This is a genomic window from Vibrio glycogenivorans (assembly GCF_051660965.1).
Classification (GTDB): domain Bacteria; phylum Pseudomonadota; class Gammaproteobacteria; order Enterobacterales; family Vibrionaceae; genus Vibrio.
Map to the genome: position 1 here is coordinate 15,498 of NZ_JBPVIS010000016.1, position 26,342 is coordinate 41,839.

Annotated in this window: 19 protein-coding genes; 10 read left to right on the forward strand and 9 right to left on the reverse strand. The window is 49.5% G+C overall.

Annotation, left to right across the window (positions count from 1 at the left end):
• Window positions 1-96: 96 nt before the first annotated feature.
• From phaC to ACSTTG_RS21310, 4 genes are all read right to left on the reverse strand, one after another.
• The gene (phaC, locus tag ACSTTG_RS21295) at window positions 97-1,866 is read right to left on the reverse strand and encodes a class I poly(R)-hydroxyalkanoic acid synthase (protein ID WP_438476207.1); all 1,770 of its coding nucleotides are present in this window, start codon (window positions 1,864-1,866) and stop codon (window positions 97-99) included.
• Window positions 1,867-2,057: 191 nt separating this feature from the next.
• Window positions 2,058-2,405: a phasin family protein gene (locus ACSTTG_RS21300; protein ID WP_438461038.1), complete on the reverse strand. Its 348-nt coding sequence runs from the start codon at window positions 2,403-2,405 to the stop codon at window positions 2,058-2,060.
• Between the two features lie 41 nt (window positions 2,406-2,446).
• Window positions 2,447-3,652 carry an acetyl-CoA C-acetyltransferase gene (locus tag ACSTTG_RS21305; RefSeq protein WP_438461037.1) on the reverse strand — a complete coding sequence of 402 codons (1,206 nt, stop codon included), beginning with the start codon at window positions 3,650-3,652 and terminating at the stop codon, window positions 2,447-2,449.
• Window positions 3,653-3,665: 13 nt separating this feature from the next.
• Window positions 3,666-4,406, reverse strand: a complete 741-nt coding sequence (locus ACSTTG_RS21310) for an SDR family oxidoreductase (protein WP_438461036.1) — start codon at window positions 4,404-4,406, stop codon at window positions 3,666-3,668.
• Window positions 4,407-5,669: 1,263 nt separating this feature from the next.
• Between ACSTTG_RS21310 and ACSTTG_RS21315 the strand changes: the two genes are divergently transcribed.
• Complete coding sequence (locus ACSTTG_RS21315; RefSeq protein WP_438461059.1) at window positions 5,670-7,040, forward strand: sodium-dependent transporter; 1,371 nt, start codon at window positions 5,670-5,672, stop codon at window positions 7,038-7,040.
• A gap of 142 nt (window positions 7,041-7,182) precedes the next feature.
• Window positions 7,183-8,061: a DMT family transporter gene (locus ACSTTG_RS21320; protein ID WP_438476208.1), complete on the forward strand. Its 879-nt coding sequence runs from the start codon at window positions 7,183-7,185 to the stop codon at window positions 8,059-8,061.
• Window positions 8,062-8,082: 21 nt separating this feature from the next.
• Here ACSTTG_RS21320 and ACSTTG_RS21325 read toward each other — a convergent pair whose 3' ends face one another.
• The gene (locus ACSTTG_RS21325; protein ID WP_438476244.1) at window positions 8,083-10,107 is read right to left on the reverse strand and encodes a sensor histidine kinase; all 2,025 of its coding nucleotides are present in this window, start codon (window positions 10,105-10,107) and stop codon (window positions 8,083-8,085) included.
• Window positions 10,108-10,135: 28 nt separating this feature from the next.
• Window positions 10,136-11,566 (reverse strand): sigma-54-dependent transcriptional regulator, encoded by a 1,431-nt coding sequence (locus tag ACSTTG_RS21330; RefSeq protein WP_438476209.1) that lies wholly within the window; start codon window positions 11,564-11,566, stop codon window positions 10,136-10,138.
• 273 nt (window positions 11,567-11,839) lie between these two features.
• On the opposite strand from ACSTTG_RS21330, the gene ACSTTG_RS21335 reads away from it, so the two are divergent.
• Genes ACSTTG_RS21335 through ACSTTG_RS21355 form a run of 5 tightly spaced genes read left to right on the forward strand, consistent with a single transcriptional unit; the run spans window position 11,840 to window position 16,451 of the window.
• On the forward strand, window positions 11,840-12,667 hold the full coding sequence (locus ACSTTG_RS21335) for an ABC transporter substrate-binding protein (RefSeq protein ID WP_438476210.1): 828 nt from the start codon (window positions 11,840-11,842) through the stop codon (window positions 12,665-12,667).
• Window positions 12,668-12,680: 13 nt separating this feature from the next.
• The gene (locus ACSTTG_RS21340) at window positions 12,681-13,379 is read left to right on the forward strand and encodes an ABC transporter permease (RefSeq protein WP_438461032.1); all 699 of its coding nucleotides are present in this window, start codon (window positions 12,681-12,683) and stop codon (window positions 13,377-13,379) included.
• 9 nt (window positions 13,380-13,388) lie between these two features.
• On the forward strand, window positions 13,389-14,105 hold the full coding sequence (locus ACSTTG_RS21345; protein WP_438476212.1) for an energy-coupling factor ABC transporter ATP-binding protein: 717 nt from the start codon (window positions 13,389-13,391) through the stop codon (window positions 14,103-14,105).
• Window positions 14,083-14,667, forward strand: a complete 585-nt coding sequence (mobA, locus tag ACSTTG_RS21350; protein WP_438476213.1) for a molybdenum cofactor guanylyltransferase MobA — start codon at window positions 14,083-14,085, stop codon at window positions 14,665-14,667. Before ACSTTG_RS21345 ends, mobA begins: the two co-directional genes overlap by 23 nt.
• A complete protein-coding gene (locus ACSTTG_RS21355; RefSeq protein WP_438476215.1) occupies window positions 14,667-16,451 on the forward strand; it encodes a bifunctional molybdopterin-guanine dinucleotide biosynthesis adaptor protein MobB/molybdopterin molybdotransferase MoeA in 1,785 nt (594 codons plus the stop codon). The genes mobA and ACSTTG_RS21355 overlap by 1 nt, the downstream gene beginning before the upstream one ends.
• 196 nt (window positions 16,452-16,647) lie before the next feature.
• On the opposite strand, the gene ACSTTG_RS21360 is transcribed toward ACSTTG_RS21355, so the two are convergent.
• Entirely contained in the window at window positions 16,648-17,889 is a 1,242-nt protein-coding gene (locus ACSTTG_RS21360; protein WP_438476216.1) for a DEAD/DEAH box helicase, read from the reverse strand.
• Between the two features lie 332 nt (window positions 17,890-18,221).
• Between ACSTTG_RS21360 and ACSTTG_RS21365 the strand changes: the two genes are divergently transcribed.
• Together ACSTTG_RS21365 and ACSTTG_RS21370 are read left to right on the forward strand one after the other, a co-directional pair.
• Window positions 18,222-18,476, forward strand: a complete 255-nt coding sequence (locus tag ACSTTG_RS21365) for a putative hemolysin (RefSeq protein ID WP_438461026.1) — start codon at window positions 18,222-18,224, stop codon at window positions 18,474-18,476.
• Between the two features lie 245 nt (window positions 18,477-18,721).
• A complete protein-coding gene (locus tag ACSTTG_RS21370; protein ID WP_438461025.1) occupies window positions 18,722-19,177 on the forward strand; it encodes a methylglyoxal synthase in 456 nt (151 codons plus the stop codon).
• A gap of 140 nt (window positions 19,178-19,317) precedes the next feature.
• On the opposite strand, the gene helD is transcribed toward ACSTTG_RS21370, so the two are convergent.
• A complete protein-coding gene (helD, locus tag ACSTTG_RS21375) occupies window positions 19,318-21,393 on the reverse strand; it encodes a DNA helicase IV (protein WP_438476246.1) in 2,076 nt (691 codons plus the stop codon).
• A gap of 174 nt (window positions 21,394-21,567) precedes the next feature.
• On the opposite strand from helD, the gene yccS reads away from it, so the two are divergent.
• Complete coding sequence (gene yccS, locus ACSTTG_RS21380) at window positions 21,568-23,778, forward strand: YccS family putative transporter (RefSeq protein WP_438476218.1); 2,211 nt, start codon at window positions 21,568-21,570, stop codon at window positions 23,776-23,778.
• On the opposite strand, the gene ACSTTG_RS21385 is transcribed toward yccS, so the two are convergent.
• The gene (locus ACSTTG_RS21385) at window positions 23,779-26,334 is read right to left on the reverse strand and encodes a LuxQ periplasmic sensor domain-containing protein (protein WP_438476220.1); all 2,556 of its coding nucleotides are present in this window, start codon (window positions 26,332-26,334) and stop codon (window positions 23,779-23,781) included.
• Window positions 26,335-26,342: the final 8 nt, after the last annotated feature.

Consider the following 26,342-nt stretch of genomic DNA (forward strand, 5'->3'; position numbering starts at 1 on the left):
TCGGAACGAAGTGTAACCAGCTCCTCGAACCTAGATCAGCGCGTAAAAAAAAAAGTGGCTTTCGCCACTTTTTCACTTTCGGTAAATTAAATCGCATTACTCAACGATCGGGAGGGTTTGCTTGACGTAATCGCCAGGTGCATTGCCTAGAACTGGGAAGTTCTCTGAGCCCACTTTGAATGGAGCGACTTTTTCTTCTGCGTTGAACTGCTTCAGCCAGTTATCCCAGTGAGGCCACCATGACCCCTCTTTACGGTCGGCATTACTGAACCACTCATCGGCAGAATCATCGAGGTTGTCATTGACGTAGAAACCGTATTTGTTCTTCGCCGGATGGTTGACGATACCTGCGATGTGACCTGATTCACCCAAAACGAAGGTCTTATTACCACCGGTGTTTAGTGCACCGCGGTAAGTCCCTTGCCAGAGAGCAATGTGGTCGTCTTTAGTCGAGATAAAGTAAGTCGGGATCTTAATCTTATTCAGATCGATCCACACACCACCAACCTTGACACCCTTGTCTTGCACCAACTTGTTCTCTAGGTAAAGCTCACGCAACAAGAAGTTGTGTGTCGCGGCAGAAACGTTGGTACTGTCGCTGTTCCAATACAACAAATCGAAGTCGACTGGAGCGCCACCTTTGAGGTAGTTATCAACGTAGTAATTCCAGTACAGGCTGTTTTCACGTAGCAAGCTGAACGTCACACTGATTGAGCGACCATCCATGTATCCTCTGGCGTTGTTTTGAGCCTCAACGGCCGTGACAACCGGATCATTGATGTAGGCACCTACTTCACCAGGTTGTGAGAAGTCGAGTAAGGTGGTGAAGAATGTTGCTGACTTAATGCGCTTTTTCATACGCTTAGCAGCGTAGTACGCAATCGTTGTCGCCAGTACAGTACCACCTATACAATAGCCCGCAGCATTGATCTGCTCTTGACCGGTAATGTCTTCAATTGCAGTCACCGCTTTGGCAACACCTTCCGTGACGTAATCGCCAAACTCAACCTGAGCTTGCTCTTTACCCGGGTTGCGCCATGACATCAAGAACACACTATGCCCTTGCTCAAGTAGCCACTTAACCAAAGAGTTACGTGCTGTTAGGTCAAGAATGTAGTATTTGTTGATGAAAGGAGGAACGATCAGCAACGGCGTCGAGTTAACCTGCTCAGTTAACGGACGGTATTGGATCAGTTCGAACAACTCATTTTTAAACACCACATCGCCTTCGGTAACCGCAACATCTTCACCAACACGGAATGCGTTGTTATTGGTCATGCGTACTTTCAACACGTCGGCACTGGACTCGAGGTCTTCTTGCAACTGATTCATACCAGAAATCAGGTTTTCACCATTTGATTCCAGTGTAAGCTTGAGCAGCTCTGGGTTGGTTGCAATGAAGTTCGAGGGTGATAGCGCGTTGATCGCTTGGCGTGAGAAAAAGGCAATACGCTCTTTTGATTTTTCATCTAAGCCTTCAATCGACTCGATGGTATCAAGGTACGTTTTGCTAAACAGTAGATACGACTGCTTGATGAAATTAAACATGGCTTCGTTTTGCCATGAAGGATCTGAGAAACGCTTGTCGCCTCTCTCAGCTTGGACTACTTCAGTTCCATTCCCTAGAACAACATTTTGCCAGATCTGCAGTTGTTGTTCCCACCACTCTGACTGAAGCTGAAGCATTGACGCTGGCTGATTAACCGCTTGTTCGAAGAGCTTAGTCGAGTCCTCGAAGTTCACTTGTTGCAGCGCTTTATTTAGCGGTGATTGTACGGCTGCCTTGTTTTGTTCAAAGTCTTCCCACCACTGCTGATTGGTTTCTTGAAGCTTCACAAGGTAGTCCGAAAGGAGATGTGGAAACATGTTATAACTCCTATGTTCGGATAAAAGTCCGCCTCAAAACAGTCATATGCAATAGATTGTGTGACCTCATTAACCTGTCGTTACAAACGATTCAGAGTGGGGTTGCCCCCACTCTCTGCTCTCATAAACTGAAAGCAACTTAATGGTCAATACAACCAGCACTGCCTGGACGGCGGCACAGGATGAACAACTTAAGCAGGCGTTACTGTCTTAAGATTTTCAGAAGTTAGTTTTTCTACGTCTTCTTTAAATTCTTTCGCGATAGATTGCAGCTTAGCGCTGTCATCCATCAGTTGCTGAGAGAACTTAGTTAGCGTTGTAAGCTGTTGGCTGCTGAATGCAGTCAGAGAAGCAACGTCTTTCACGTTTGCTGCAGCTTTCATTTGCTCTAGACCCAGATCGCTGTATGCACGTACTGCATTTAGCTGAAGCTCAGTCACTACTTCAACGTTCTTAGTCATTAGCTGGTTGAACTTGAAGTAAGGTTCTAGCGTTTTTTCAGTTTGATCTGTGAAAGTCTTAAATAGATCTGTATACATGGTAATTCTCCTTTACGAGGTTTTGATTTATCCGTTTTTTACTACACTGCTTTTACAATCACAGCCGTGCCCATTCCACCGCCTACGCAGAGAGAAGCCACGCCAAATTGACCGTTCTGTTTCTTAAGCTCGTGGATCAAAGTAACTAAGATGCGGTTACCCGATGCACCAAGCGGGTGGCCGAGCGCAATTGCGCCGCCATTGAAATTCGCTTTATCTTTGATGCTGTCAACTGACACTTTGTGCTCATCAGCCAGACCGTGAATAACGCCAAGTGCCTGTGCTGCAAATGCTTCGTTAAGTTCGAAAACATCAACGTCATCGATAGACAGCTCAGCTTTAGCCAGTGCCTTGGTCACAGACTCAACTGGACCTAAACCCATGATTTTTGGATCAAGACCAGATTGCGCGTATGAGGCAACTTCAGCAAGCGGCGTTAAACCGTACTCTGCAACCGCACTTTCAGAGGCAAGGATAATGGCACTCGCACCATCGTTGATGCCGGATGCATTACCTGCAGTGACGGTACCTTCGCGATCAAATGCCGGACGCAGTTTCGCCAAGCCTTCAAGCGTTGCGTTCGCTTTTGGATACTCATCCGTATCGAAAACCACCGTTTCGCGACGCTGCTTAACCTCGACCGGTACAATCTCATCGCTGAATTTGCCCGCTTCGATTGCTGCAACGGCTTTTTGTTGGCTTGCCAATGCATAGCTGTCTTGCTGCTCACGAGTTAACTCGTATTTTTTGGCAACATTTTCAGCAGTCACGCCCATGTGGTACTGGTTGAAAACATCCGTTAGACCATCGCTTACTAGCAGATCCTTGGCCGCAACATCACCCATTCTTGCGCCGGTACGAATTGAACCAGGAAGTGCAAAAGGAATTTGCGACATGACTTCAACGCCAGCAGCGATAACAACTCGAGCATCACCAGCACGGATGTGAGAAACTGCATCCATGACTGTTTTCATGCCACTACCACACACCATGTTGAGGGTGTAAGCAGGTACACTCTCAGGGACGCCGGCGAACACTGCAGCCTGACGACCAACACTCATTCCCTGACCTGCGCCCACAACGTTACCGACAATCACTTCATCAACCTGATCGCCAGCCAGACCCGATGCCTCAAGCGCACCTTTAATCGCTACTGCACCTAATTTGCCTGCTGATTGATCTTTAAGAGAACCACAGAAGCTACCTAACGGCGTACGTTTTGCCGCAACTACAAATACCTTTTCCATTACTACTTTCTCCTTAGTTCATGTACAAGCCGCCGTTCACAGAGAGTGTTTCCCCTGTGATATAGGCACCAGCGTCACTGACTAAGAAGCTCACAGACTCAGCGATCTCTTCAGGAGTCGCTAGGCGCTGCATAGGAATCGTTGATTTGATAGCGTCGAGTACTTCAGGTTTCATTTGCTCAACCATTGGCGTGCCAGTGTAGCCTGGTGCGACAACGTTTGCCGTTACGCCAGAGCGCGCACCTTCAAATGCTAAAGCTTTAGTGAAACCAATCATGCCCGCTTTCGCTGCAGAGTAGTTAGTTTGACCGAACTGACCTTTAAGGCCATTCACAGATGAGATGTTGACCACGCGACCACCACCTTTTTCGCACATCGCGGCGAACAGAGGTTGAGTGACGTTGAAACAGCTGTTGAGGTTGGTTTCAATAACTGAGAACCAAGCATCTGCCGTCATTTTCTTGAATTGACCATCACGAGTAATACCTGCGTTGTTCACGATGACGTCAATCGTACCTTCCTCTTCGAGAAGCTTAGCCAGACGCTCAGAACACTCTTGGGTGTTTGTTACGTCAAGCTCGAACAAGCGTACTTGCTCCTCGGTAAAGCCTCGCTCATTGAACCACTCAAGGGCACATTCGTGATTACCCGTAAAGTATGCAGCGATAACTCGGAAGCCATCCTCAACCAACTTGGTTGAAATAGCTGAGCCGATGCCCCCTTTTGATCCGGTGATCAAAGCGATTTTCGTCATAATTGAACTCCATTTCTACACAGCAAAGTGTGTGCTTGCCCAACTCCTTGGTAGTCCAAAGTACAGCCTAACCGATGGATAATCATTCAAGCACACTTTCAAAAAACCAATAACAAACTACAAATTCAAGTTACCCAAGCAATGTTACAATTAGAATACAATTCGATTTACAAGTCAAAACACTTTTAGGCTTACCGCAGAAGGTAAGACCAATGAGATTTATCATTATAAGTTATTGATTTATATAATCATTGCTCTTTTATTATTGTTTAGTACATTTCAAAAAAAAATCAAGTTATTTTTTATAATAACATTAACATTTATAAAGTAATCACTCAGCTACATGTTGCAATTACGTTATCCTGAATAAACATTTAGCGCAAATGCATGATTAAAATACGCTAATGTTCACACTTATCACTGTGCGAAAGTTGTACAAAAATGCCACTGATGGAATATTCATGCGTAGATGTTGAATTTAAATAGTTATCGTCTAACTTCACCACGTTGAATTGAGGGGGAGAGTTGAGTCCAAAGTGTCGGGCAGCAGAGAGAACCGTAAAGGTCAATAAAAGTGTACATATATGTGTACAACTTTAGTGGTAATAGATGGCCTTGCTTATCGCATCAGTAGTATAAGTTACATAATACACATTAGGCAGTGCATGAGTTGGCAATAAGAGATTTAACCAACACATATCACTGCAAAACATTCAATTCGCAGCACTAGGCACTACAAAAACACCAGTCGCCTCAGCAATTTCTAGCATTTCCTTTCAGGCTTGATAGGCACACTTTGTTGCCAAATTTGATGCTGGGTAACATCCAGAGGCTGATAATCACGCCAAAAATGCCTATTTTTTAGCCTTTACTTTCCCTCTTTCCCTGAGGTGTAACTATTTATGTCGAGTCAAAATGAGTAAATTTATTTCGACCAGCACTGGCCTCTTTGTGTGTATTTTTTTCAATTAAAAAGTAAAAAATGCGTTAAGAAACACTTTTTATGTTTAAAAAAACCGCAGTTGACAGCAAAAAACAAAGAAAAGTGCGAAAAAGGTCAAAAAAAGGTTTATTGACAAGCCACAAGCTGGTTTACTTAGTCAATAAGAAGCGCGAATAACTCTTTTTCTTGCTGTGTACACAAAATTACACACTATTTTTAGGCGCTCTTTGATTGCAAGAACACTAAATTTTGGAGAACTAGTGGTGAACAATACAAACGCAAAGCCACGTGACGCCTGGGGCTCACGATTAGGCTTTATTATGGCAGCAGCAGGATCAGCTGTTGGTCTTGGTAACATCTGGAAGTTTCCTTACACCGCCGGCGAAAGCGGTGGTGGTGCATTTGTTGCCATCTATCTATTCTTCGTAATCGTCATCGGTTTCAGTGTGATGCTGACTGAGTTCGCGATCGGTCGTAAGACGGGTCTTTCGGCTGTGGGCGCATTTAAGTCGACTGACCGTCGTTGGAGTTTCGTCGGTATCATGGGTGTGCTTAGCGGCCTATTGATCATGGGTTTCTACCCGGTTGTTGGCGGCTGGGCCATTGCTTACGTGTATAAGATCGCGAGCGGTCTACTAAGTGCACCAGAGGCAATTGGTGATAGCTTTGGTGGCTTTATCTCAAACCCAATTCAACCACTAATGTGGATGGCTGTTTACCTATTCCTGAACATTCTGATCGTTATCCGTGGTATTTCTGGCGGTATCGAGAAAGCAGGTAAAGTTCTGATGCCACTGCTATTCTTCGTATTGATCATCGTTTCGGTGAAAGGTCTGACACTACCAGGCTCAAGTGAAGGTCTGAAATTCCTATTCAACCCTGACTTCTCAAAAGTTGACAGCAACGTTGTTCTAGCGGCGCTTGGCCAAGCGTTCTTCTCACTCAGCCTTGGTATGGGTGCGATGATCACTTACGGCTCTTACCTGAAGAAGAAAGAAAACCTAGTACAAAACACCGCAATGGTTACTGCGATGGATACTGGTGTTGCTATCCTAGCAGGTGTTGCAATGTTCCCTGCCATGTTTGCCTTCGGTATGGAGCCTGCTGCAGGCCCAGGTCTAGTCTTCGTGGTTGTCCCTCAGCTATTTGCTGAAATGGGTGGCATCGTTGGTCTATTGCTTGCGCTACTGTTCTTTGTTGGCCTAAGTGTTGCTGCACTGACCTCTTCAGTGTCTCTACTTGAGGTTGTGGTTTCTTACCTAATCGATGAGAAGGGTCTAAAACGCTCAACAGCGGTAGTATCAGCGTCAGCGGTAATGGCGTTCCTATGTGTGTTCGCGTCACTATCACTAGGTGGTGTAGGTCCAACACTATTCGACACGGGTGCGTTCGACATCTTCGACCTACTGACTGATAAGATCTTCCTAGCGGTTGGCGGTATGTTCATCTGTATCTTCGCGGGCTGGAGACTAAACCGTGAAGACCTAGAGAAAGAGATCACTAACGACGGTGAGGTATCATTCCCACTATTTGGTCTGTGGTACAATCTAGTTAAGTTCGTTATCCCTGTAGCGATTGCTATCGTAGCGATTGCAGGTGTCATGAGCGGCTTCGATGATGGCAAAGGTGCTATCATGGTGGTTGGCCTAGTGATCATTGCCATTGCAGCGTTGTTCTCTAAGAAGCTGTAATTGAACTAGCTCAATCTTGAACTCAAAAGCACGCCAGTCGACTGGCGTGCTTTTTTCGTTTCAGGCCACTCCATTTCACTCAATGACATTTAAAGTGAACTTGGGTATATTTCGTCTTTTTAATCAGAGTGTTGGGATTATTATGTCAATCAATAGCTTTCTGAGGTTGGTGTTACTAGCGGCTATTTGGGGTGGCTCGTTTTTGTTTACGCGTATTGCGGCCAATACGTTTGGTCCGGCGTTTCTCATCGAATTCCGGGTTGGCTTTGGCCTGCTGTTTCTGATCATTGCCGCGCGCTGCTTGAAAAAGCAACTGGCCTTTAAGCAACATCGCAGACACTTTTTCACCTTGGGACTATTAAATACCGCCCTGCCGTTTACTCTGTTTGCCTATGCTGCACAGACCCTTAATGCCTCGACACTGTCAATTCTCAACTCAACCGCCGCCATTTGGGGGGCGATCATCGCCTTTTTCTGGTTTGGGGCAAAAATTCATAAGCAAGGTATGATTGGCTTACTGCTTGGTATCAGCGGGGTGGCTATCTTAGTCGGGGTTGATGGCGCTCGGATTGGCTCAGAGTCAATTATACCGATTATGGCCGGTGTCATGGCTGCCTTTAGCTATGGACTTGCCACCAACTATACCAAGAAAGCCCCGACGATTGAGTCGTTCAGTAATGCGCATGGCAGCATGTGGGCCGCCACCTTTTGGATGCTGCCACTGCTACTGTTTATGCCAATGCGTGGAGCGCCAAGCCCAATCGAGTGGACCTCTGTGACTCTGCTTGGCATCATCTGCACGGGTTATGCGTATCTGCTGTTTTTCCGCTTGGTCAGTGACGAGGGGCCGGCTTCAGCACTCTCGGTAACCTTCTTGATCCCCATTTTCGGCATCTTATGGGGCTATCTATTTCTCGACGAGCCTATTGGGTTTAACACCATTGCCGGTACTATTCTAATCTTATCCGGAACCATGATGGTGACTGGATTTAATCCACGCCAACTACTCAAGAAACCGTAGAAATACGCTTTATTAATTGGCTTACTCAAGCAAGTTAACCGCGAGCTCCGCGCCGGATTTCTTTGGCAAATAGACGCTAAAACAGCTTCCCACGCCAAACTCTGAGCTGACGCGGATCTCACCCCCAGTCTGGCTTAAAATACTCTGTGAAACCGATAAGCCCAGCCCTGTGCCCTCGCGTTTGGTGGTGTAAAAGGGGTCAAAGATTCGCTTGAGTTGCTCCGGTTTGATCCCGCAGCCTTGATCCTCGATATCGATAATCGCACCGAGTGCTTGACCACCCTCTTGCCAATCGCGACTGCGAATCGTCAATTGCCCCTTGCCTTGCATCGCATGAATCGCATTGACCTGCAAGTTAACCAGCACCTGCAGTAACTGGTGGCGATTCACCTCCACCGATGCCTGTGCCTCCAGTTGGCGCACAAACACAATATCTTTGCGCTTAGCCCCCGCCTTGACTAAGGTGATACTCTCATCGATGATTGGGTTGACGTACTGCCAGGTTATCTCATCTTGGATACCCCCCTGACGACTATACTGCAGCAGACTTTTGGTGATGTTGCGGATCCTATCTATCTGCAACATGATCGCTGAGATCTCTTCATCTATCTGCTTAGCATCGTCTCCCAACTCAAACTTGATCAGCTCCACATTGCCGAGGATCACCGCGGTCGGATTATTGATCTCATGGGCGATCCCTGCCGTCAGTCCACCGAGCGCAGCGAGTTTTTCACTGGTCACCAGCTTGTCTCGAGTTTGGTTCAGCAGGGCGATATGAAATTCTAGCTGCTCGGTTTTTTCTTTGAGACTGGCGGTGCGCTGCATCACCTTCTCTTCTAAGCCCTGCGCCGCGGCCTCAATCTGTGCCTGACGTTTTTCAAGCAAATCAAGCATGTTATCGAACTGTTTGGCTAATTGTGCCAGTTCGTGGCGTGGGTCTAACCCCAACTCACCAATGCGTTTAATCTTGCCCAACTGAACAAGCTTAACCACGCGATGGATGCGCTCGATAGGGCGAAATAGATCGCGCGAACCACGGTAGACTAAAAAGCCAGAACCTAGCAGTAGCAACAGAGTGACAAGCCCTATCTCAACCAGAGTGGTGAAATAGGTTTTGACAAACGGCCACAACAGATAACCGGTATAGAGCATCCCGACTACTTGGCGATCTTGGTCGAAAATAGGCTGATAGGCACTGATATACCATGCATCATAGACAAAAGCGCGATCCACCCAGCTTTCACCATTGATCAGCACCGCTTGCCTAACCTGCTCAGACACCTCAGTACCAATCGCACGCCCTACTTGACGCTCACTATCCAAAGGCACATTGGTGCTAACCCGAAGATCCTCAAGAAACAGGGTCAGAGTACCCAGTGGACGCCCCTGCTCAGATTGAAGCGGATAAAGAACACTGCGCAGTTGATCAACCAATTGGGTGCTGTTGTTGAGCAGCAAACCTGCCTCAAGCACGCCAATCACTTCAGTACTACCCGGCCTATACACGGTTTGAACAACACGACTGACTAAGCCGCGCGTTTCAATGACCTCGCCCTCTATCGATTTTATCCTCGCCCTAAGTGCAAGTTGAGGATCGATGGCGGTCAGTTGCTCACTTGAGAGCAGGTCAAAAAATGCCCCGTCATCGCGCGCCTCAGCCTGAGCGTGCAACCCAGTGGCATTTAACGCAGGATAGTAGCGCAGATAATCAAGTGGATAGTCACGCTGTTGCTCTGTCACCCATTGTGCCAGTTGCTGCTGAGATTGAGACTCACGAAGCTTGGTTTGAAACGCATAGGAGTGGGTAAAGGCATCCAAGCGCTGACTCTGCGCATTTTGCAGGACCTGAAGGCTTTGTCTCGCCGCGCCCAACCGCTCAGAGACATCGGTCAGCGCACTGTTCCAGGTGTAGTGAATCGACCAATAGATGGTGATACCAATCAGGGCTATCAGGGTAAGAATGATTGGCGCAGAGGTCAGCACCAGCAACCGATAGCGCACCATGGTTTTAAAGTGAAAGCGCCACTTAGCAAGCCACTTAGCCATGGGATTTTGACGATGAGACTCGGGTGACTTAGTCATCATACTGATCCAAATCCCACTCTTTGAATTTTCTCTCAAGAGTTTTTCGCGCCACGCCAAGCGAGCGTGCCGCCGCCGACTTATTCCCGGCATGATAAGCAACCAACTGCTCAATATGTGCCCGCTCGACCTGTTTGAGACTCCACTGGTTAGGATAGCCGCCCACCCCGCTGTTCTCTGGCTCAGAGCGCTGCTCACAAACGCGACTCTCATCGGGTTTGCTCGGCCTCACTTCCCCGTCCCAATGGTGCGCTGGAGGCATCGACAGAAGCAGGCAGCGCTCGATAATATTTTTCAGCTCGCGCACATTTCCCGGCCAATGATAAGCGTGCAATGCCATCATATCCTCATGAGCCCAATTGGGCTCGCGAACGCCCAGCTCGCTGGCTAATTGCTTGACGAAGTGAGGCACAAGTTCATCCAGGTCTTGCTTACGTTCACGCAGTGGCGTGACATCTATCTTCAGCACATTCAGCCGGTAATAGAGGTCGGCGCGAAACTCGCCTTGATCAACCCGCTGCTTGAGATCGCGATTGGTTGCCGCAACGACACGCACATCAACTCCAATCTCCTTTTCCCCACCTACGGGTCGAATACTGCGTTGCTCGAGAACTCTCAGCAACGCAGTCTGCATATTGAGTGGCATTTCACCAATTTCATCGAGAAATAGTGTGCCGTTATTGGCGACGCGAAACAGTCCCTCACGGTTTTTCTTGGCCCCGGTAAAGGCGCCTGAGGTATGCCCAAACAGCTCACTCTCTAGCAACTCTGGGGCGATCGCACCGCAATTGACCGGAACAAAAGGACCAGCGCGTTCACTGGCAGCGTGGATGCCTCTTGCCACCAGCTCTTTGCCCACCCCAGACTCCCCCTCGATCAATACCGACGCACGCGAAGGAGCAAACTGGCTGATCCGCTGTTTCAGCTCTTGAGTACTGCTCGATTGACCAATGATATCTGAGGTGATGCGTCGCTCTAGGTCACGCTTGAGTGCATATTGATAGCGCTCCTCTAGGCGCTTGTCCATGCAACGTTGCACCGCTTGGAGCATTTGACTGAGATTAAAGGGCTTGAGGATAAAGTCACTCGCCCCTAACTTAAGCGCTGAGATTGCGGTCTCTAGGTCGGCATACCCGGTCATAAAGATCACATCGGCACGCTTGCCTTCATCGTTGAACGCCTCTTCCCACTCAATACCTGAGCGGCCGGGCAGATTAATATCAAGAATGATAAGGTCGTAGTGATTGTCACCACGCAAGCCCTCTGCCTGTTCGACACTGGAGGCAGTATCGACCTTAGAGAACCATTTTCCCAACGCTTTACGCAGTATGGCCTGCATTCCTTGCTCGTCATCCACCACCAAAACCGAAAAGGCTTCGAACTTGTGAGGTGGGTTTGAGTCAACCGTAAATGATTGTGGCATAACTTCCATGCTGTATTTTCTAACTCATGAGACAAAGTGTATCAGCGATACGCGCTTAGGCTAACGTGTGCGCTACGACATTTTGTCCCACTTCAAATTTTAACTAGGAATTAGGTTTAAATTTGAGTTGTTTGAATTCCTAGGTAGAATGGAGTAATTGTCATACAAATCATGATGTAACTGTTTGTTGACGTTAAAACAATACCGAATGCATCGGTTAACCGTTTGACTTTCTTCCCCACCAATCAAAACATGCAGAAAAAGGATATTTCAATGAAGAGCACGCTTTTCTCGCTAGTGGTTACCTCACTGGTTTTCGTCACGGCCCCAAGCACTTTTGCCGATGAACTGCCACGAGTTCGCCTTGCGACTACCACCAGCACCTATCACTCCGGGCTACTTGATTACCTAATACCAGAGTTCAAAAAAGAGACTGGCTATCATGTTGACGTCATTGCAGCAGGGACTGGCAAAGCGCTAAAAATGGGCGAAAACGGTGATGTGGATATCTTGATGACGCATGCGCCTCAAGCCGAGCAGGCATTCGTGGAAGCCGGTTATGGCATTGAGCCGAAAGCGCTAATGTACAATGACTTTGTGGTCGTTGGCCCAAAAACCGATCCCGCACAACTGCAAAAGGTCGAGCAGGTCACTACCGCCTTTGCTCAGATTGCCGAGCGTAATGAGTTGTTTGTCTCGCGTGGTGACGACTCTGGCACACATAAAAAAGAGCTGACGCTTTGGTCAATTGCCGGTGTCACCCCAGAGTTTTCTGCCTATCGCTCTGTTGGCCAGGGAATGGGACCTACCCTTAACATGTCATCTGAGATGCAAGCCTATACCCTCACTGATCGCGGCACTTGGCTGGCGTATCATAACAACCTTGACCTAGCTATCGTGCTAGAAGGTGATAAACTGTTGTTTAATCCCTATCAAGTTATTTTGGTCAACCCACAACGCTACCCAGATTTGAACCATACGGGAGCCAAAGCCTTTAGCGATTGGTTGGTCAACGATAGAGGTCAGCAGTTAATCAACTCATTCCAGCTTAATGGCCAGCAGCTGTTTATGGCAAACGCTGCGACAACAGAAGAAAAGTAGTTAGTATTAGATCATGGATATTTGGCAAACCACACTCGACGCACTGGCGCTGTTGGTCCGTTTTGACCAACCGCTGTGGGAGATTGTTGCGGTTTCGTTCAGCGTTTCTCTGTCTGCGATCTTGTTGGTCATCATTCCAGCCACCCTGTTGTCGTTCGTGCTGGCTTATACCAACTTTTGGGGTAAGTGGTTTTTACTGTCCATTGTTAATACCATGCAGTCGATCCCCACTGTGGTGATCGGCTTGCTGCTTTACATGATGCTTTCACGTGCCGGCCCCTTGGGTGATTGGCAGATGCTGTTTACCCAAAAGGCGATGATACTGGGTCAGATGCTGATCTGTTTTCCCGTACTGGTATCGATGATGTATGGCGCGCTGCAATCGAGTGATCGACGCGCTATTGAGACAGCAAGAACTCTGGGGGCATCGCCAATGCGTATCGCATCCACCATGGTCTGGGAGCATCGCTTCCCACTGCTTGCCGCTGCGATTGCGGCGTTTTCTCGCATCGTCACCGAAGTCGGTTGCTCGATGATGGTCGGGGGTAATATTATGGGCTCAACCCGTAATATCCCCACCGCAATTGCGATGGAGAGCCACAAAGGCGCCTTTGCTCAAGGGGTGGCTTTGGGCATTGTTTTACTCTCGCTCGCCTTAATCCTCAACTTTCTGCTCTCAAGCATGAGCGGGCGTGGCTATCTTCGCACCTAAGGATGCTGTATGACGATAAAAATAACTGCACAGCAACTCGAGATGCGCTTTAAAGAGCGTGTTTTGTTTCATATTCCTGAGCTGTCTATTGGTCCCAATGAAGCGGTCTATTTGAGAGGTGCCAACGGCGTTGGCAAGACAACCCTGCTTAAGATCTTATCCGGGCTGCAAAAGCCAACCACAGGCACCATCAACGGCAGTGATAGTCGTTGGTATCAGCGCCTGCGCCGCCGCCCAGGTACTCACGATATCATCTACCTTCACCAGTCCCCGTACTTGTTTGATGGCAGCGTCTATCAAAACGTAGTGTACGGTATCCGCTTCCACGCGATGCCCTCACATGATAAGCGGGCTCAGGTGATCCACGCCCTGCGCCTGGTTGGTTTAGAAACCCTCGCCGATGAGCACATCTCAGTGCTGTCAGGAGGGGAAAAGCAGCGCGTGGCAATGGCGCGTGCTTGGATACTCAAACCCTCAATCCTACTGATGGATGAACCCAGTGCCTCTCTGGATAAGGAGTCTATCGACCGCTTGGTGAGCATGGCGCAAGACCTGCTACAACGAGGGGCAAGTCTGGTGATCACCAGTCACCAAACCAATGCCCTAACTGCGTTATGCAGCAAACAGTGGTGGATAAAGGACACCACCCTAATCGAGTCGCCATTACTGCAAGTCGTTAAGCAATCAAAAAGGGACCATACATATGCTTCAGCCAAAGGAAACTAGCTGGGTAATACTCGCTGGCGGTCAGGCTAGCCGCATGGGTGGGACGGACAAGGGACTGATTGAGCTTAACGGCAAGCCCTTGATTCACTTTGTTATCGAACGCCTCAAACCACAAACCGAGCGGATCACCATCAACGCCAACCGCAATCAACAGCGCTATGCTGCGCTTGCTCCGGTGGTCGGCGATCACTTCCCTGATTATCCAGGCCCGTTAGGCGGTATTCACGCCGGTTTATCCAACAGTAAGACCGATTGGGTTGGCTTTGTCCCTTGTGACAGCCCCGATATCAATCGCGATATAGTTGCACGCTTTTGCCAAGCCGTTGAACCAGATAGCGATATCTTAGTCGCGCATGACGGTGAACACCAACAGCCGGTTTTTACCATGTTTCATCGCCGCGTACTGCCAAAACTGACGGCCTTTCTTGAAAGGGGCGATCGAAAAATCATCCTCCTCTACCAAGAGTGTCACACCAAAACGGTCGATTTTAGCGACTCACCGAACTGCTTTGTTAACCTCAATACGCCACAGGAATTGGCGCAATTTGGAATCATAAAATAATGACAACACAGAGACCTAACCTACCGATATTGGGGTTTGCCGCTTACTCGGGCACCGGGAAAACCACCTTACTCGAGGCGCTATTGCCCAAATTAACCCAAGCAGGACTGCGCATTGGCCTACTCAAGCACGCGCACCACGAGTTTGATGTCGACAAACCGGGTAAAGACAGCTATCGCCTGCGCAAGGCTGGGGCAACACAGATGCTCGTCGCCTCGCGCAATCGCCACGCCCTAATGACTGAAACGCCTGAGTGCGAGGCGCAGTTTGACTATCTGTTGAGCCGCTTTGACCCGCAAAAACTCGATGTCATTTTGGTCGAGGGCTTCAAACAGGTCGATTTTGCCAAGATCGAGCTTCACCGCGAGACGCTCGGCAAACCCTGGCTACACCCAAGCGATAGCAACATTATCGCCATTGCGGCCGATACCAAGGTAGATTCGCCCCTGCCGCAACTCGATATCAACGACCTTGATGCGATCGGTCAATTTGTCCAAAACTACATAAGCAACGCCTCACAAAGCTACTCCTCTCAAAACAAGCCATCAAATGTAGTTAGCTGTGATGCACTCTCGCCTGCCTTTCTCTCAGTGACTGAGGGACGCGAGAAAATCCTCGACGCCATTGACGTGATCTCAGGTGATGAGGCGATTCACATTGAGCATAGCTACGGTCGAGTACTGAGCCAAGCCGTCCACTCGCCGATTGATGTTCCTCAATACACGAATTCAGCGATGGATGGCTTTGCTATCCGCGGCGATGACCTTGAGCAAGAGAGCTACCGCGTAGTCGCTGAGGTGATGGCGGGCTATAGCCATGATCTCCCGTTGAAAACGGGTGAGGCGGTCAAGATCATGACTGGTGCGCCTGTACCACAAGGTGCGGATACCGTGGTGATGCGTGAGCAAGCACAAACGCACGATGATCAGGTGCGGTTTAACGCCAAGATAAAAGCTGGGCAAAATGTTCGCCAAGCTGGCGAAGACCTCGCGCAAGGTGCTCAAGTGTTCTCAGCTGGCACTCGAATCGAGTCTGCCGAGATGGGCATGCTGGCCTCGCTAGGCCTTAACCAGTGCCAAGTCCATCGACAATTGAAAGTGGCGATTTTTTCAACCGGCGATGAGGTTCAGGCTCCAGGCTCCGAGCAAAAAACCAATACCATCTATGATTCAAATCGCTTTACCTTGATCGGCCTTTTACAGACGCTTGGCTGTGAGGTGATTGACCTTGGGATCATCGCGGATGATGAAGCGCTCATGGTACAAGCCCTTGAGGGAGCTGCCCAAAGTGCCGATATGGTACTGACCTCTGGCGGTGTCTCAGTTGGCGATGCCGACTTCATTAAACTTGCTCTTAAACGCCTAGGACAGATCGATTTTTGGCGCATCAGCATGCGCCCTGGCCGGCCGCTGGCGTTTGGCAAAATCAATAACAAGCCCTTTTTTGGTCTGCCCGGCAACCCGGTCGCGGTAATGGTGTCGTTTATCAACTTTGTTGAGCCTGCTATTCGCCATATGCAGGGTCAGGTAGACTGGACACCACTCAAGGTGCCCGCCATTGCAAGCGAATCGCTACGCTCACGCCTTGGCAGAACCGAGTTTAGCCGCGGAATCTACCAGCTTAATCAGCAAGGCCAATTGACCGTGCGCACTACCGGCTCTCAAGGCTCAGGAATTTTACGCTCAATGAGCGAGGCAAACTGTCTGATAGAAGTCGCCCCAAGCGTCGATAGCGTCAAACCCGGCGAGTTTGTCACTATCATCCCTTTGCAAGGCAGGGTCTAAAACACAGGTTCGAGGGGCGGGTACGGGCGTTGCCCTTCGAGGAGCGAGTGGTTCACAACGCGTGAAGAGTACTCGCACCTAAAATACAGTTACGAGAAACGAGTACGGGCATAGCCCTTCGAGAGGCGCGGAGCTCACCACGCACGGGGAGTACTCGCACCTCGGAACGAAGTGTAACCCGCTCCTCGCACCTTTTTTATCGTTTGTTAGAGTAGCCGAGGCGTGCTTTGAGGGCTTTTTTCTGCGCGGCTTTGCTTAGGCGTTTTTTCGGCTTGTCGGGGGTGAGCTCTGACTCAGGTTTTGGCTCGTAGCCTGCGAGCCACTCTTGTGGCAAGCGGGTATCCAGCAGACGCTCTATTGCATCGACTAGACGCTGCTCGTCGTGGCTCATCAAAGAGACGGCTAAGCCCTTATGCCCTGCTCTGCCAGTGCGGCCGATGCGGTGTACATAGTCCTCGGCTTTAAACGGCATCTCGTAGTTCACCACCTGCTCAAGCTGGGGAATATCCAGTCCACGCGCGGCCACATCCGTGGCGATCAGTGCTCGCACCTTGCCCTGTTTGAACTCATCCAGTGCGCGCTGACGGGCACCCTGGCTCTTATCACCGTTAATCGATACGGCCTCAATTCCGTCCAGTTTAAGCTCTTTGGCGAGAGCATCGCTGCCTTGTTTGGTTTTGGTGAACACCAACACCTGCTGCCAGTTTTTGGAGCCAATCAGATAGGCCAGTAGCTCACTTTTGCGTGACTTGTCGACTGGATAAACAATCTGCTCCACCAGCTCAGCCGTGGTGTTGGCCGGTGAAACTTCTACTTCGATAGGCTCATCGAGTAGGCGATAGGCAAAATTCTTGATGCCTTGGTGGAAGGTAGCTGAAAACAGCAGTGTCTGTCTTGGCTGCTGGCCAAGAAGGCGCAATAGGCGCTGAATATCCGGCTTAAAGCCCATATCCAACATGCGATCGGCCTCATCGAGGACAAAATGACTGATTGACTTCAGATTGAGGTTTTTGCAATACAGATGATCAAGCAGGCGCCCCGGTGTCGCAATCACGACATCACAGCCGTTTTTTAACTTATTGGTTTGCACACCCATGCTGGTACCACCATAGAGGGCAACACAAGTAAGGTGTGTTTGCTCCGCCAGCGATTGGATGCTCTCTAATACCTGCTGGGCAAGCTCTCGAGTCGGCACTAACACTAGCACTCTTGGCTGACGACCTTCCTCTAGTGCCTGCTCTGACACCAGTAACTGATGCAAGATAGGCAAGGCAAAGGCGGCAGTTTTGCCAGTACCCGTTTGCGCGGCAGCCAGTACATCTTTCCCAGCTAGGACATGCGGTATCGCCTGTTGCTGAACCTCAGTCGGCTCGACAAAGCCAAGTTGGCTTAATTGCTGTGCCAGTAAATCATTTAAGCCTAGTTGGGAGAATTTCATCTGCTGCTATCTCATTATCTCTAAAGGGCGCGAATTGTATCAAACTCCAGCCGCTTGCCCAAATTAACAGTGAGCTGCGTTTGTGTTGCAAATCAAAGCCGCTGCCTTGCACTATTTTGACATTGATCCCAACGCCTTTTATTAAGCTTCGCCCCCAATTTAATAAATACCCTATCAGCCCTATCGTCTATGCGACTTAGCCGGCTGAAGACAAAAACATGCAGTGACGTGACCGACTGAACATATCCTAACGGTTTATCGCTATGATTTAGCAGTCATCTTCTACACTTAAATGGTAGCCATGTCTCGTCCACCACAGAGGATACCTATAAATGAAAACACAATTGGCCATGATGGTAATCGCCGTAGGCTTTATGGTTAGCGGCTGTGCAGAACTCGAAGAAAAGTACGATGTTGGTGAGTACACGGCGGTGTCAAACCCAGCTTCTGTGTACTGTGTTGAGCAAAATGGTGAATTAGTCATCCAATCAGAGGCGGGCAAGCGCGTCACCTATTGCAAACAAGAAGATGGTCAAATGACTGAGCAATGGCAGTACTATCGCCAAGGCCAAGAGCAAGAAAACTGATCCTATGTTGAGGGCGTTTAGCCCTCATCCCCTGCAACCATGCAACTGTAACTGCACTTTCCATCCATTCGTACTCCAATTCGGCGCACTGGTCATTCTTTGAGCACAGACGTTTATCCCAATTGATTGGAATTTGCCAACTATTTGAGCTGATTGGCAAATCTATGCAACTTAGCTAATGAAAATGTCACTGACTTTGCGCATAATCGGGTATCTACAAAAAAAGAACTAGGACGTCAAATTCGATGGAAAAAACCACTCGCACCATGCCGGCGCACAAGCACATCGCGCTTGTTGCACACGACAACTACAAACCAGAGCTGCTTCGTTGGGTAACGGAGCAAAAAGACAAACTTCAGCGCCACTTTCTGTACGCGACAGGCACGACTGGTCATTTATTAAGCAAAGAAACAAAGCTCGCGATCAAGACCTTTATCAGCGGACCAATGGGTGGGGACCAACAACTTGGTGCCCTGATCTCTGAGGGCAAGATCGACATGATGATTTTCTTCTGGGATCCACTCAACGCCGTTCCGCACGACCCAGATGTTAAAGCCCTATTGCGTATCGCCAGTGTTTGGAACATTCCTGTGGCCACCAACCGCGCTACGGCCAATTTCTTGGTGTCATCGAATCTACTTGAATCAGAGGTGGTGATCGAGATCCCTGACTACGAAGCCTACCTGGCCAAGCGTACTTAGTATCAAGAAATCGGTCTTAAGTGGATGCATAACCTCGATGCACAGCCTTAAGACACTGGCTTGAGAAACGTTAGCTTGAAGTGAGTTACCTTAACGCTAATTACCTTGAAGCTAGCTACCTTGAACGAATCACAGGCCGCTTAATTGCGGCCTTTTACTACCTCAACCGGGTAGTCCTGCTCGGTAAGCTCGTCTATAAACACCGATGGGCTGGTCTTGTACATCACCCACACCTTCTCTTTGGCTCGGGTTAAGGCGACATAGAACAAACGCCGCTCTTCTGCAAAGGCAAAGCTGTCATCGACTTGCAATACCGCACTATCAAGATGCACCGTCTTATCTTTGGTTGGAAACTGCCCCTTGTCGACATTGACCACAAACACGTAGTCAGCTTCTCGACCCTTACTGGCGTGACAGGTCATAAAGCGAATATCGAGATTGCTGAAGGCTTGACACCAACTGTCCAGGTGCTCAGGTTTATGGTAGTGGTTTCGTCCAAGCAGCAGCACACTTTTGCGCGTCTTGCTGCGACGGTCAAGCTCATCGAGCAGATGCTCAATACGGCTTTGCGGCGCAACAAACACGCTAGCGCGCTTGACCTGCTTAGCACTGTTAAGAGTCTTCTTAATTTGAGCTGGATTGGCCTGAATAAAGCGATTGGCCACATCACCAATCTTTTGGTTAAACCGATAAGTGGTATCAAGGTGGTGGACCGTCGAATGGGTGAATCGCTCGGCAAAGCCGGTAGTCAAATTGACATCTGAGCCAGTAAACTGATAAATCGACTGCCAATCGTCACCCACGGCAAACAGACGCACCGCATCAACGTGTTTTGACTGGCAAAGTGCCTCAATCAAAGCCAGGCGCTCTGGCGAGGTATCTTGATACTCATCGACCATGATATGTCGCCAACGGGATTTAAACCGCCCCTTCTGTGCGTATTGGGTTGCTCGGCTGATCATCAGATTAAAATCAATCTGCCCTGTCTCTTTGAGCATCTGTTTCCACGCTTGATAGCACGGCCACACCAGTGCTAACTCGCTGTTCAAGCGTGAGTACTCTGGATGTGAGACCAACGACTGCTGGATATCTTTTTTACTCTTGGCCATCGCGGCCAGCTGACTGCGCTGCTTATCCAACCAAGCGATCAATTGTGGGTTCTCAACGTTCGAACCCAGCTCATCATCACCGGCCAAGTAGGCGATCGGCCACTGTGAAAGATGTTTTTGCCAACGTTTGAAATTGGTTTTTGTCAGCCAGTGCTTCTTCAACCAATCGACACACCATGCCTGACGTAACTTATCATCGGTGGCGATTGGGCTGATCTCAGGCGGCTTGCCTTCTACCTCTCGCAGGATCTGCATGCCCAACTGATGAAAGGTACTGACCGTGACACTATCGGCTGCTAGACCCACTTTCTGCCCCAAGCGCTCAGACATCTCGTTGACCGCATCACGACCGAACGCCATAAGCAAAATATCCTCAGCACTGGCCAAGTGGCTTTGCAGTAGATACGCCACGCGCGCGGTTAGCACACTGGTCTTGCCCGACCCTGCTCCCGCAAGAACCAAATTATGGTTGTCATTCAGCAGCACCGCATGCTGCTGCGATAAATTGAGTGGCGATGACTCGATTTGCTTAAACAGCACCTCCCAATTGTCACGCTCCTTGTCAATCCAAGCCTGATTGCGCGCCGCCACCTCGGGGTCAGACTCTAGAAGCCATGGCGACAATGCCTGAATGCGCTGCGCCTTGTGATGCTGTGCCTCTAGCAATGACATGTTCATCGCTTCCAGATCCGCTGTCACCTGTTGACACCAGTCATCGACCAGTGAATGAGGCAAAAATTCAGGTAAATGGCGCAAGCGATGTAGCTCCGCTTCCCACTTGGGTAAGCACTGGTTCAACTGCTCGCATTGCTGATTGTGCCAGTCTTGGTACACAGTGACCGCTTGCTGAGCAAATTGACGGCAGCTCGCCCAAGGCAGCCCCTGAACGCACCAAGCCAACTGCTCACCCTGCTCTGGATGGGAATAGAAGGTCAACGCCCCCCAAACAAAACCGCGCTTGACCTCTATCTGACCATTCCAGACATGAAAAGGGATCCGCTCCTCAAGCATCGGCGAGGAGATCACCAGCTGTGCATCCGAGATAGCAACATGATGATATTCATTTTGAGCGAAAAATCGCGCGGTTTTATTGGCACTGAGCTGCATGGTGGCTGGTCGCAATAATGGTTATCGAATGGGTATAGCCCGAGTATATAACGTTGTAATTACACAAACAAAATCTCTCCTATTTGATTGGGTAAAGAGTGTGTAATTTTGTTGAGTCCTGCGCAAAATGATCGGTACAATAGCCCCCTCTTGAGCAAAGACAACGGATGACTTGTGCCCGCATCAACCTCTAATTTATCCCAGCAGCTTCAGCGGCGTTGGACGAATAAGACATTTAACTACAGTATCTTAATGCTGATCACCCTGCTGGGTGCTGTCTTACCGTGCTGGTACCTAGATCAGCGGCACCTAACCATCCCTTTGATACTTGGCGTGATCGCCGCCGCGCTCTCAGACAGTGACGACCGCTTTTCTCGCCGAATGAGAGCGATTGTGCTCACCCTAATCTGCTTTAGCATGGCTTCCCTCTCCGTCGAGTGGCTGTTTCCCTATCCGCCACTGTTTGTTGTCGGCCTTGCGACCTCTTGCTTTATGTTCATCATGTTAGGGGCGATTGGCCCGCGCTATGCCAGTATCGCTTTTGGCTCCATCTTGATGGCGATCTACACTATGCTTAGTGCCTACAATAGCCCAGAGTTCGGCTCACAGCCGACTTGGCTGCTCGCAGGGGCCGCTTGGTATTTTCTTATGTCTACCCTGTGGCAAGGCCTCGCGCCCTCTCAGCCGGTGCAAAACAGCACAGCCAAGGTGTTTTTCTGTCTTGCCGACTATCTCGAGGTCAAAAGTCAGTTATTTCAGCCAGTCTCAAACCTTACCCCTCAACCCTACCGCTTGGCTGAGGCGAAACTCAATGCTGCCACAGTTGAGGCACTTAATCAGTGTAAAAACACCCTGCTTTCTCGCACCCGCCATGGCCATATTCCGCGCCGTCATCAGCGCTTACTCAATATCTATTTCCAAGCACAAGATATCCATGAGCGAGTCAGCTCCAGCCACTCACGCTACCAGGAGTTAGCCAAAGAGTTTGAGCGCTCAGATGTGATGTTTCGGTTTAAATATCTGCTTGAGACGCAAGCCCGAGCGTGTCGCCAACTGGGTGACGCTATCCAGCTTAACGCGCGCTATCAACACTCTAACGAGTCCGTTATCGCGTTAGACGAGCTACAAAATTCCATTGAGTATTTACGCAATGCCAATCTCAAGCAGCCACATCCAAGTATCTCACCGATCGCCCTTGCCCAGCTCGGCTACCTGTTCAACAACTTAGCGATGGTTGAGAAGCAGTTTAGTAGCATTGAACACAGCGGCTCTGAGGTGCGAGATGATGAGGAGCTCAACGACACCAACCCGCATACGCTCAAAGCGATGTGGCAGCGCCTCAAGGCTAATCTGAATCGCGACTCGATCCTTTTCCGTCACGCGGTGCGACTCTCCGTCGCCCTTTCGCTTGGCTATGGGATTATCCAACTGCTTGATTTAGAGCGTGGCTACTGGATCATGCTCACCACGCTGTTCGTTTGCCAGCCAAACTACAGCGCCACTCGGCAAAAGCTAACCTCGCGGGTGATTGGTACCATTGCAGGTCTGCTAATAGGTGTCCCCCTATTAGCCATGTTTCCCTCTCAAGAGAGCCAGTTGGTGTTTATCGTACTCAGCGGGCTGCTGTTTTTTGCTTTTCGGATCAACAATTACAGCTACGCCACCACGTTTATCACCCTACTGGTGCTGTTTAGCTTTCATCAACTCGGTGAGGGCTACGCTGTGGTCCTTCCGCGCCTCTCGGATACCTTAATTGGCTGTATACTCGCCGTTGGGGCGGTGCGATTTATCCTGCCTGATTGGCAGTCTAAGCGACTGGCTCAGGTGATGGCGGACGCACTGCATGCGAACAATGACTACTTAACGCAAGTTATCGGTCAGTACCGTGTGGGTAAACGAGACACGCTAAACTATCGCATCTCTCGTCGTGAAGCGCACAACCAAGACGCGGCACTCAACACCACCATTAACAACATGCTGGTCGAGCCCGGTCGTTATCAAGAGAATATTGACGACAGCTATCGTTTCCTGACGCTTAATCATGCCCTGCTCAGCTACATCTCAGCGATGGGCGCCCATCGCAAGACGATTGAGAACGAAGAGACCCATCGCTTAGTGGTTGAGGCGCACCGCTTTATTCATCAACAGCTAGAGCGTGTGAGCGCAGAATTGACTGCGCAGCCTTCGTCTACAACATGCAGTGAAAGCTATGACGCTTCTATCGAGCGACGCCTCTCTGAGTGGCATACTGAAGATGAGAGCTCAGCAAGAATGCTACTCGAGCAGATGCACCTTATCTATCGCATGATGCCGGAGATGCATACACTTGCCAGTCGTTTTACCACGCTAGCAACGAGCCCAAACGGTCAGACCAGCGAGTCATGATTAAGCCGGTTGATAGTAGTGTTGCTGAAAGAACTTAAGCGCATCAACCAGCGCGCGCTCTTTAAGGGGCTTGATCAACACATAGTTTGCCCCAGCCTGCAAGAAAGCTTGGCGCGTCTCGTCTAGACCATCGGCGGTACAGGCGAAAATCGGTGTCGTCAGCTTGAGTTGCTCGCGGATAAGCTTGGTGGCATCGATGCCGTTGATCTCTGGCAGCTGATTATCCATCAGTACCAGATCAAATTCACGGGTCTTCATCGCATCAATGGCTTTGGCGCCATCATCCACCCACTCAACCTTGAGGCCAAACTTCTCACAAAACGCCTGAGCAATAAAGGCATTGGTGGCATTGTCCTCAACCAGCAGCACCGTCACTTGATGGTCAAAATTAATCGGTTTATGTGGCGTGTGTGGTAAACGCGTAACACCGCCATGTTTACTGTGGATTTTAATCGGTATCGTCAAAATAAAGTCGGTACCTTGACCCTTAGTACTTTTAACATCAATCGTGCCCCCCAACAGGTCAACTAAGCTGCGTACAATCGATAGCCCTAAGCCACTCCCGCCATGCTGACGGGTTTGAGGGGACTCCAACTGAACAAACGGCTCAAAGATCATCTCTAGCTCGGACTCCGAGATCCCGATCCCAGAGTCTCGAACCTCAATGGTCATGTGATCATGGTTGAGCACCTGAACCACTACCGAGATACTGCCGTGTTCAGTGAACTTTACCGCGTTGCTTACCAAATTAAACAAGATCTGATTGAGCCGCACCTGGTCGGTGACAATCCTCAAGTCCGGCGCCGCATTCATGCGTACGTGTAGCTCGACACCTTTTTCGACACACAATGGTGAGTAGATCTGCTCTACCGCCCTGCAGCTTTCAAGCAACTTAAACACCTTCGGCTGAATGGTAAACTGCCCCTGCTCAATCTTGGAGAAATCGAGGATATCGTTGAGTACCGCCAGCAGGTGCTCACCGCTTTGACAAAGGATATCGACGTACTTTTGATGTTGCTCTTGGCTAAGCCCATGGTGAAGCAGCTGTGACACACCGATGATCCCGTTAAGCGGGGTTCTAAGCTCGTGGCTCATCTTGGCAAGGAAATCGGCCCGCAAACGCGCGGTCTCCTCCGCAGCTTCTTTCGCTCGCTGGGTCTGCCTTTCTGCCTCCACCAGCGAAGAGATGTCCTGCGCCTGAGCGATGATTTGCTGAGTACCATTTTCTAAAGAGATAGAAGAGATATTCCAGCGATAGGTGTTGCCCTCAACGACGGTATTAATCCCTACGACCGCCTCTCCCTCAACCACTTTTAGCACATAAGGGAGTAGGCTTTCCACCAGCTCTGCATAGGTCGAGGTCGACTCTATCCCACTACCGAACTGCTGCTTTGCCACTGGGTTCATGCTGACCACTTGGCCATTGGCATTCCAAACAATACTCGGCGAGAGGGAGAAGTTGAACAAATCCTCAAACAGTTTTTCCTGCTCACTCAGACGTGAAAAGGCACTCTCTATCACATGCCCGAGCCGGTCAAACTCAATAATCGCCGAGCCGGTGTACTCTTTCACGTCGCGTTGCTCAACCCGTGCACTGGTATAACTCATCAATCTTTCGAGCTCGATGGCAATCTTTTGCTTTAGCCAACGACGCCCCCAAATGGTAATCCCGATCAGAATACAGAACAGCCCCACGATGCCTATCATGTGGCTACGAATCAATAACGAGGAGGTGGGGGCAGTGCGAATAGTGTAAATGCTGAGGAAAGTCGCACTGTCGTTTAAGATCAGGTCGGTTTTACGCACCATCAAATGACTGGTGAGCTTATAGTGATTTTGGCTCTTCGAATGCTCCAACAGAATATCAAGTTGGTCGTACTCAGGGTTTAGGGAAAAGCTCGAGGCAATCACGGTCGAACCCACCGCGAGCATCGTATCTTGAGAGTTACTCCCATCACGAAGCTTGAGCATTAAAGGCAGGTTATTGTTCAGCACTACTCCGACATTGAGCATCGCTAGCACCTCACCAGAAGCGCTATCGAGCACTGGTGAGCGACGCATCAGGATATATCGTGTCCCCAATTGTGAGGGCGTTTGCACCAGGTACCAATGCTTGCCTAGGGTGAGATTCTCGGTCAAATTTTGCAAGGAGCGGTCAGAGATCCCGTAAAAGCCATGGTTACCATCGTTCCAATAAACCTGATTCTCACGGGTAATAATCCGGATATCAGGCACCATATCCGAATTGATATTATCAAGCCCAGCAAACAAGCGGTCCAGCTCACCAGAGCGATTGCCACGGATGGTCGAAATCAATGAATCACTGCGGCCAATGGTGTCTTGCTGTATTTCTAGAGCATCAAGGTGATAGTTGAAAATACTCTGGATCAAGGCAGAGGTCTGCTCGCTGGCCCTATCGGCCTCTCGACCAATAATTTGGGTGGATACATAATAGTTTTGAAACAGAACTAGGGCGGCAAACACGGCGATCATCAGAAACACCGAGTGGGTGATCAGTGTCGTTAATGGGCGTCTGGTCTTCTTAGCCGAATGCATGGGGTATG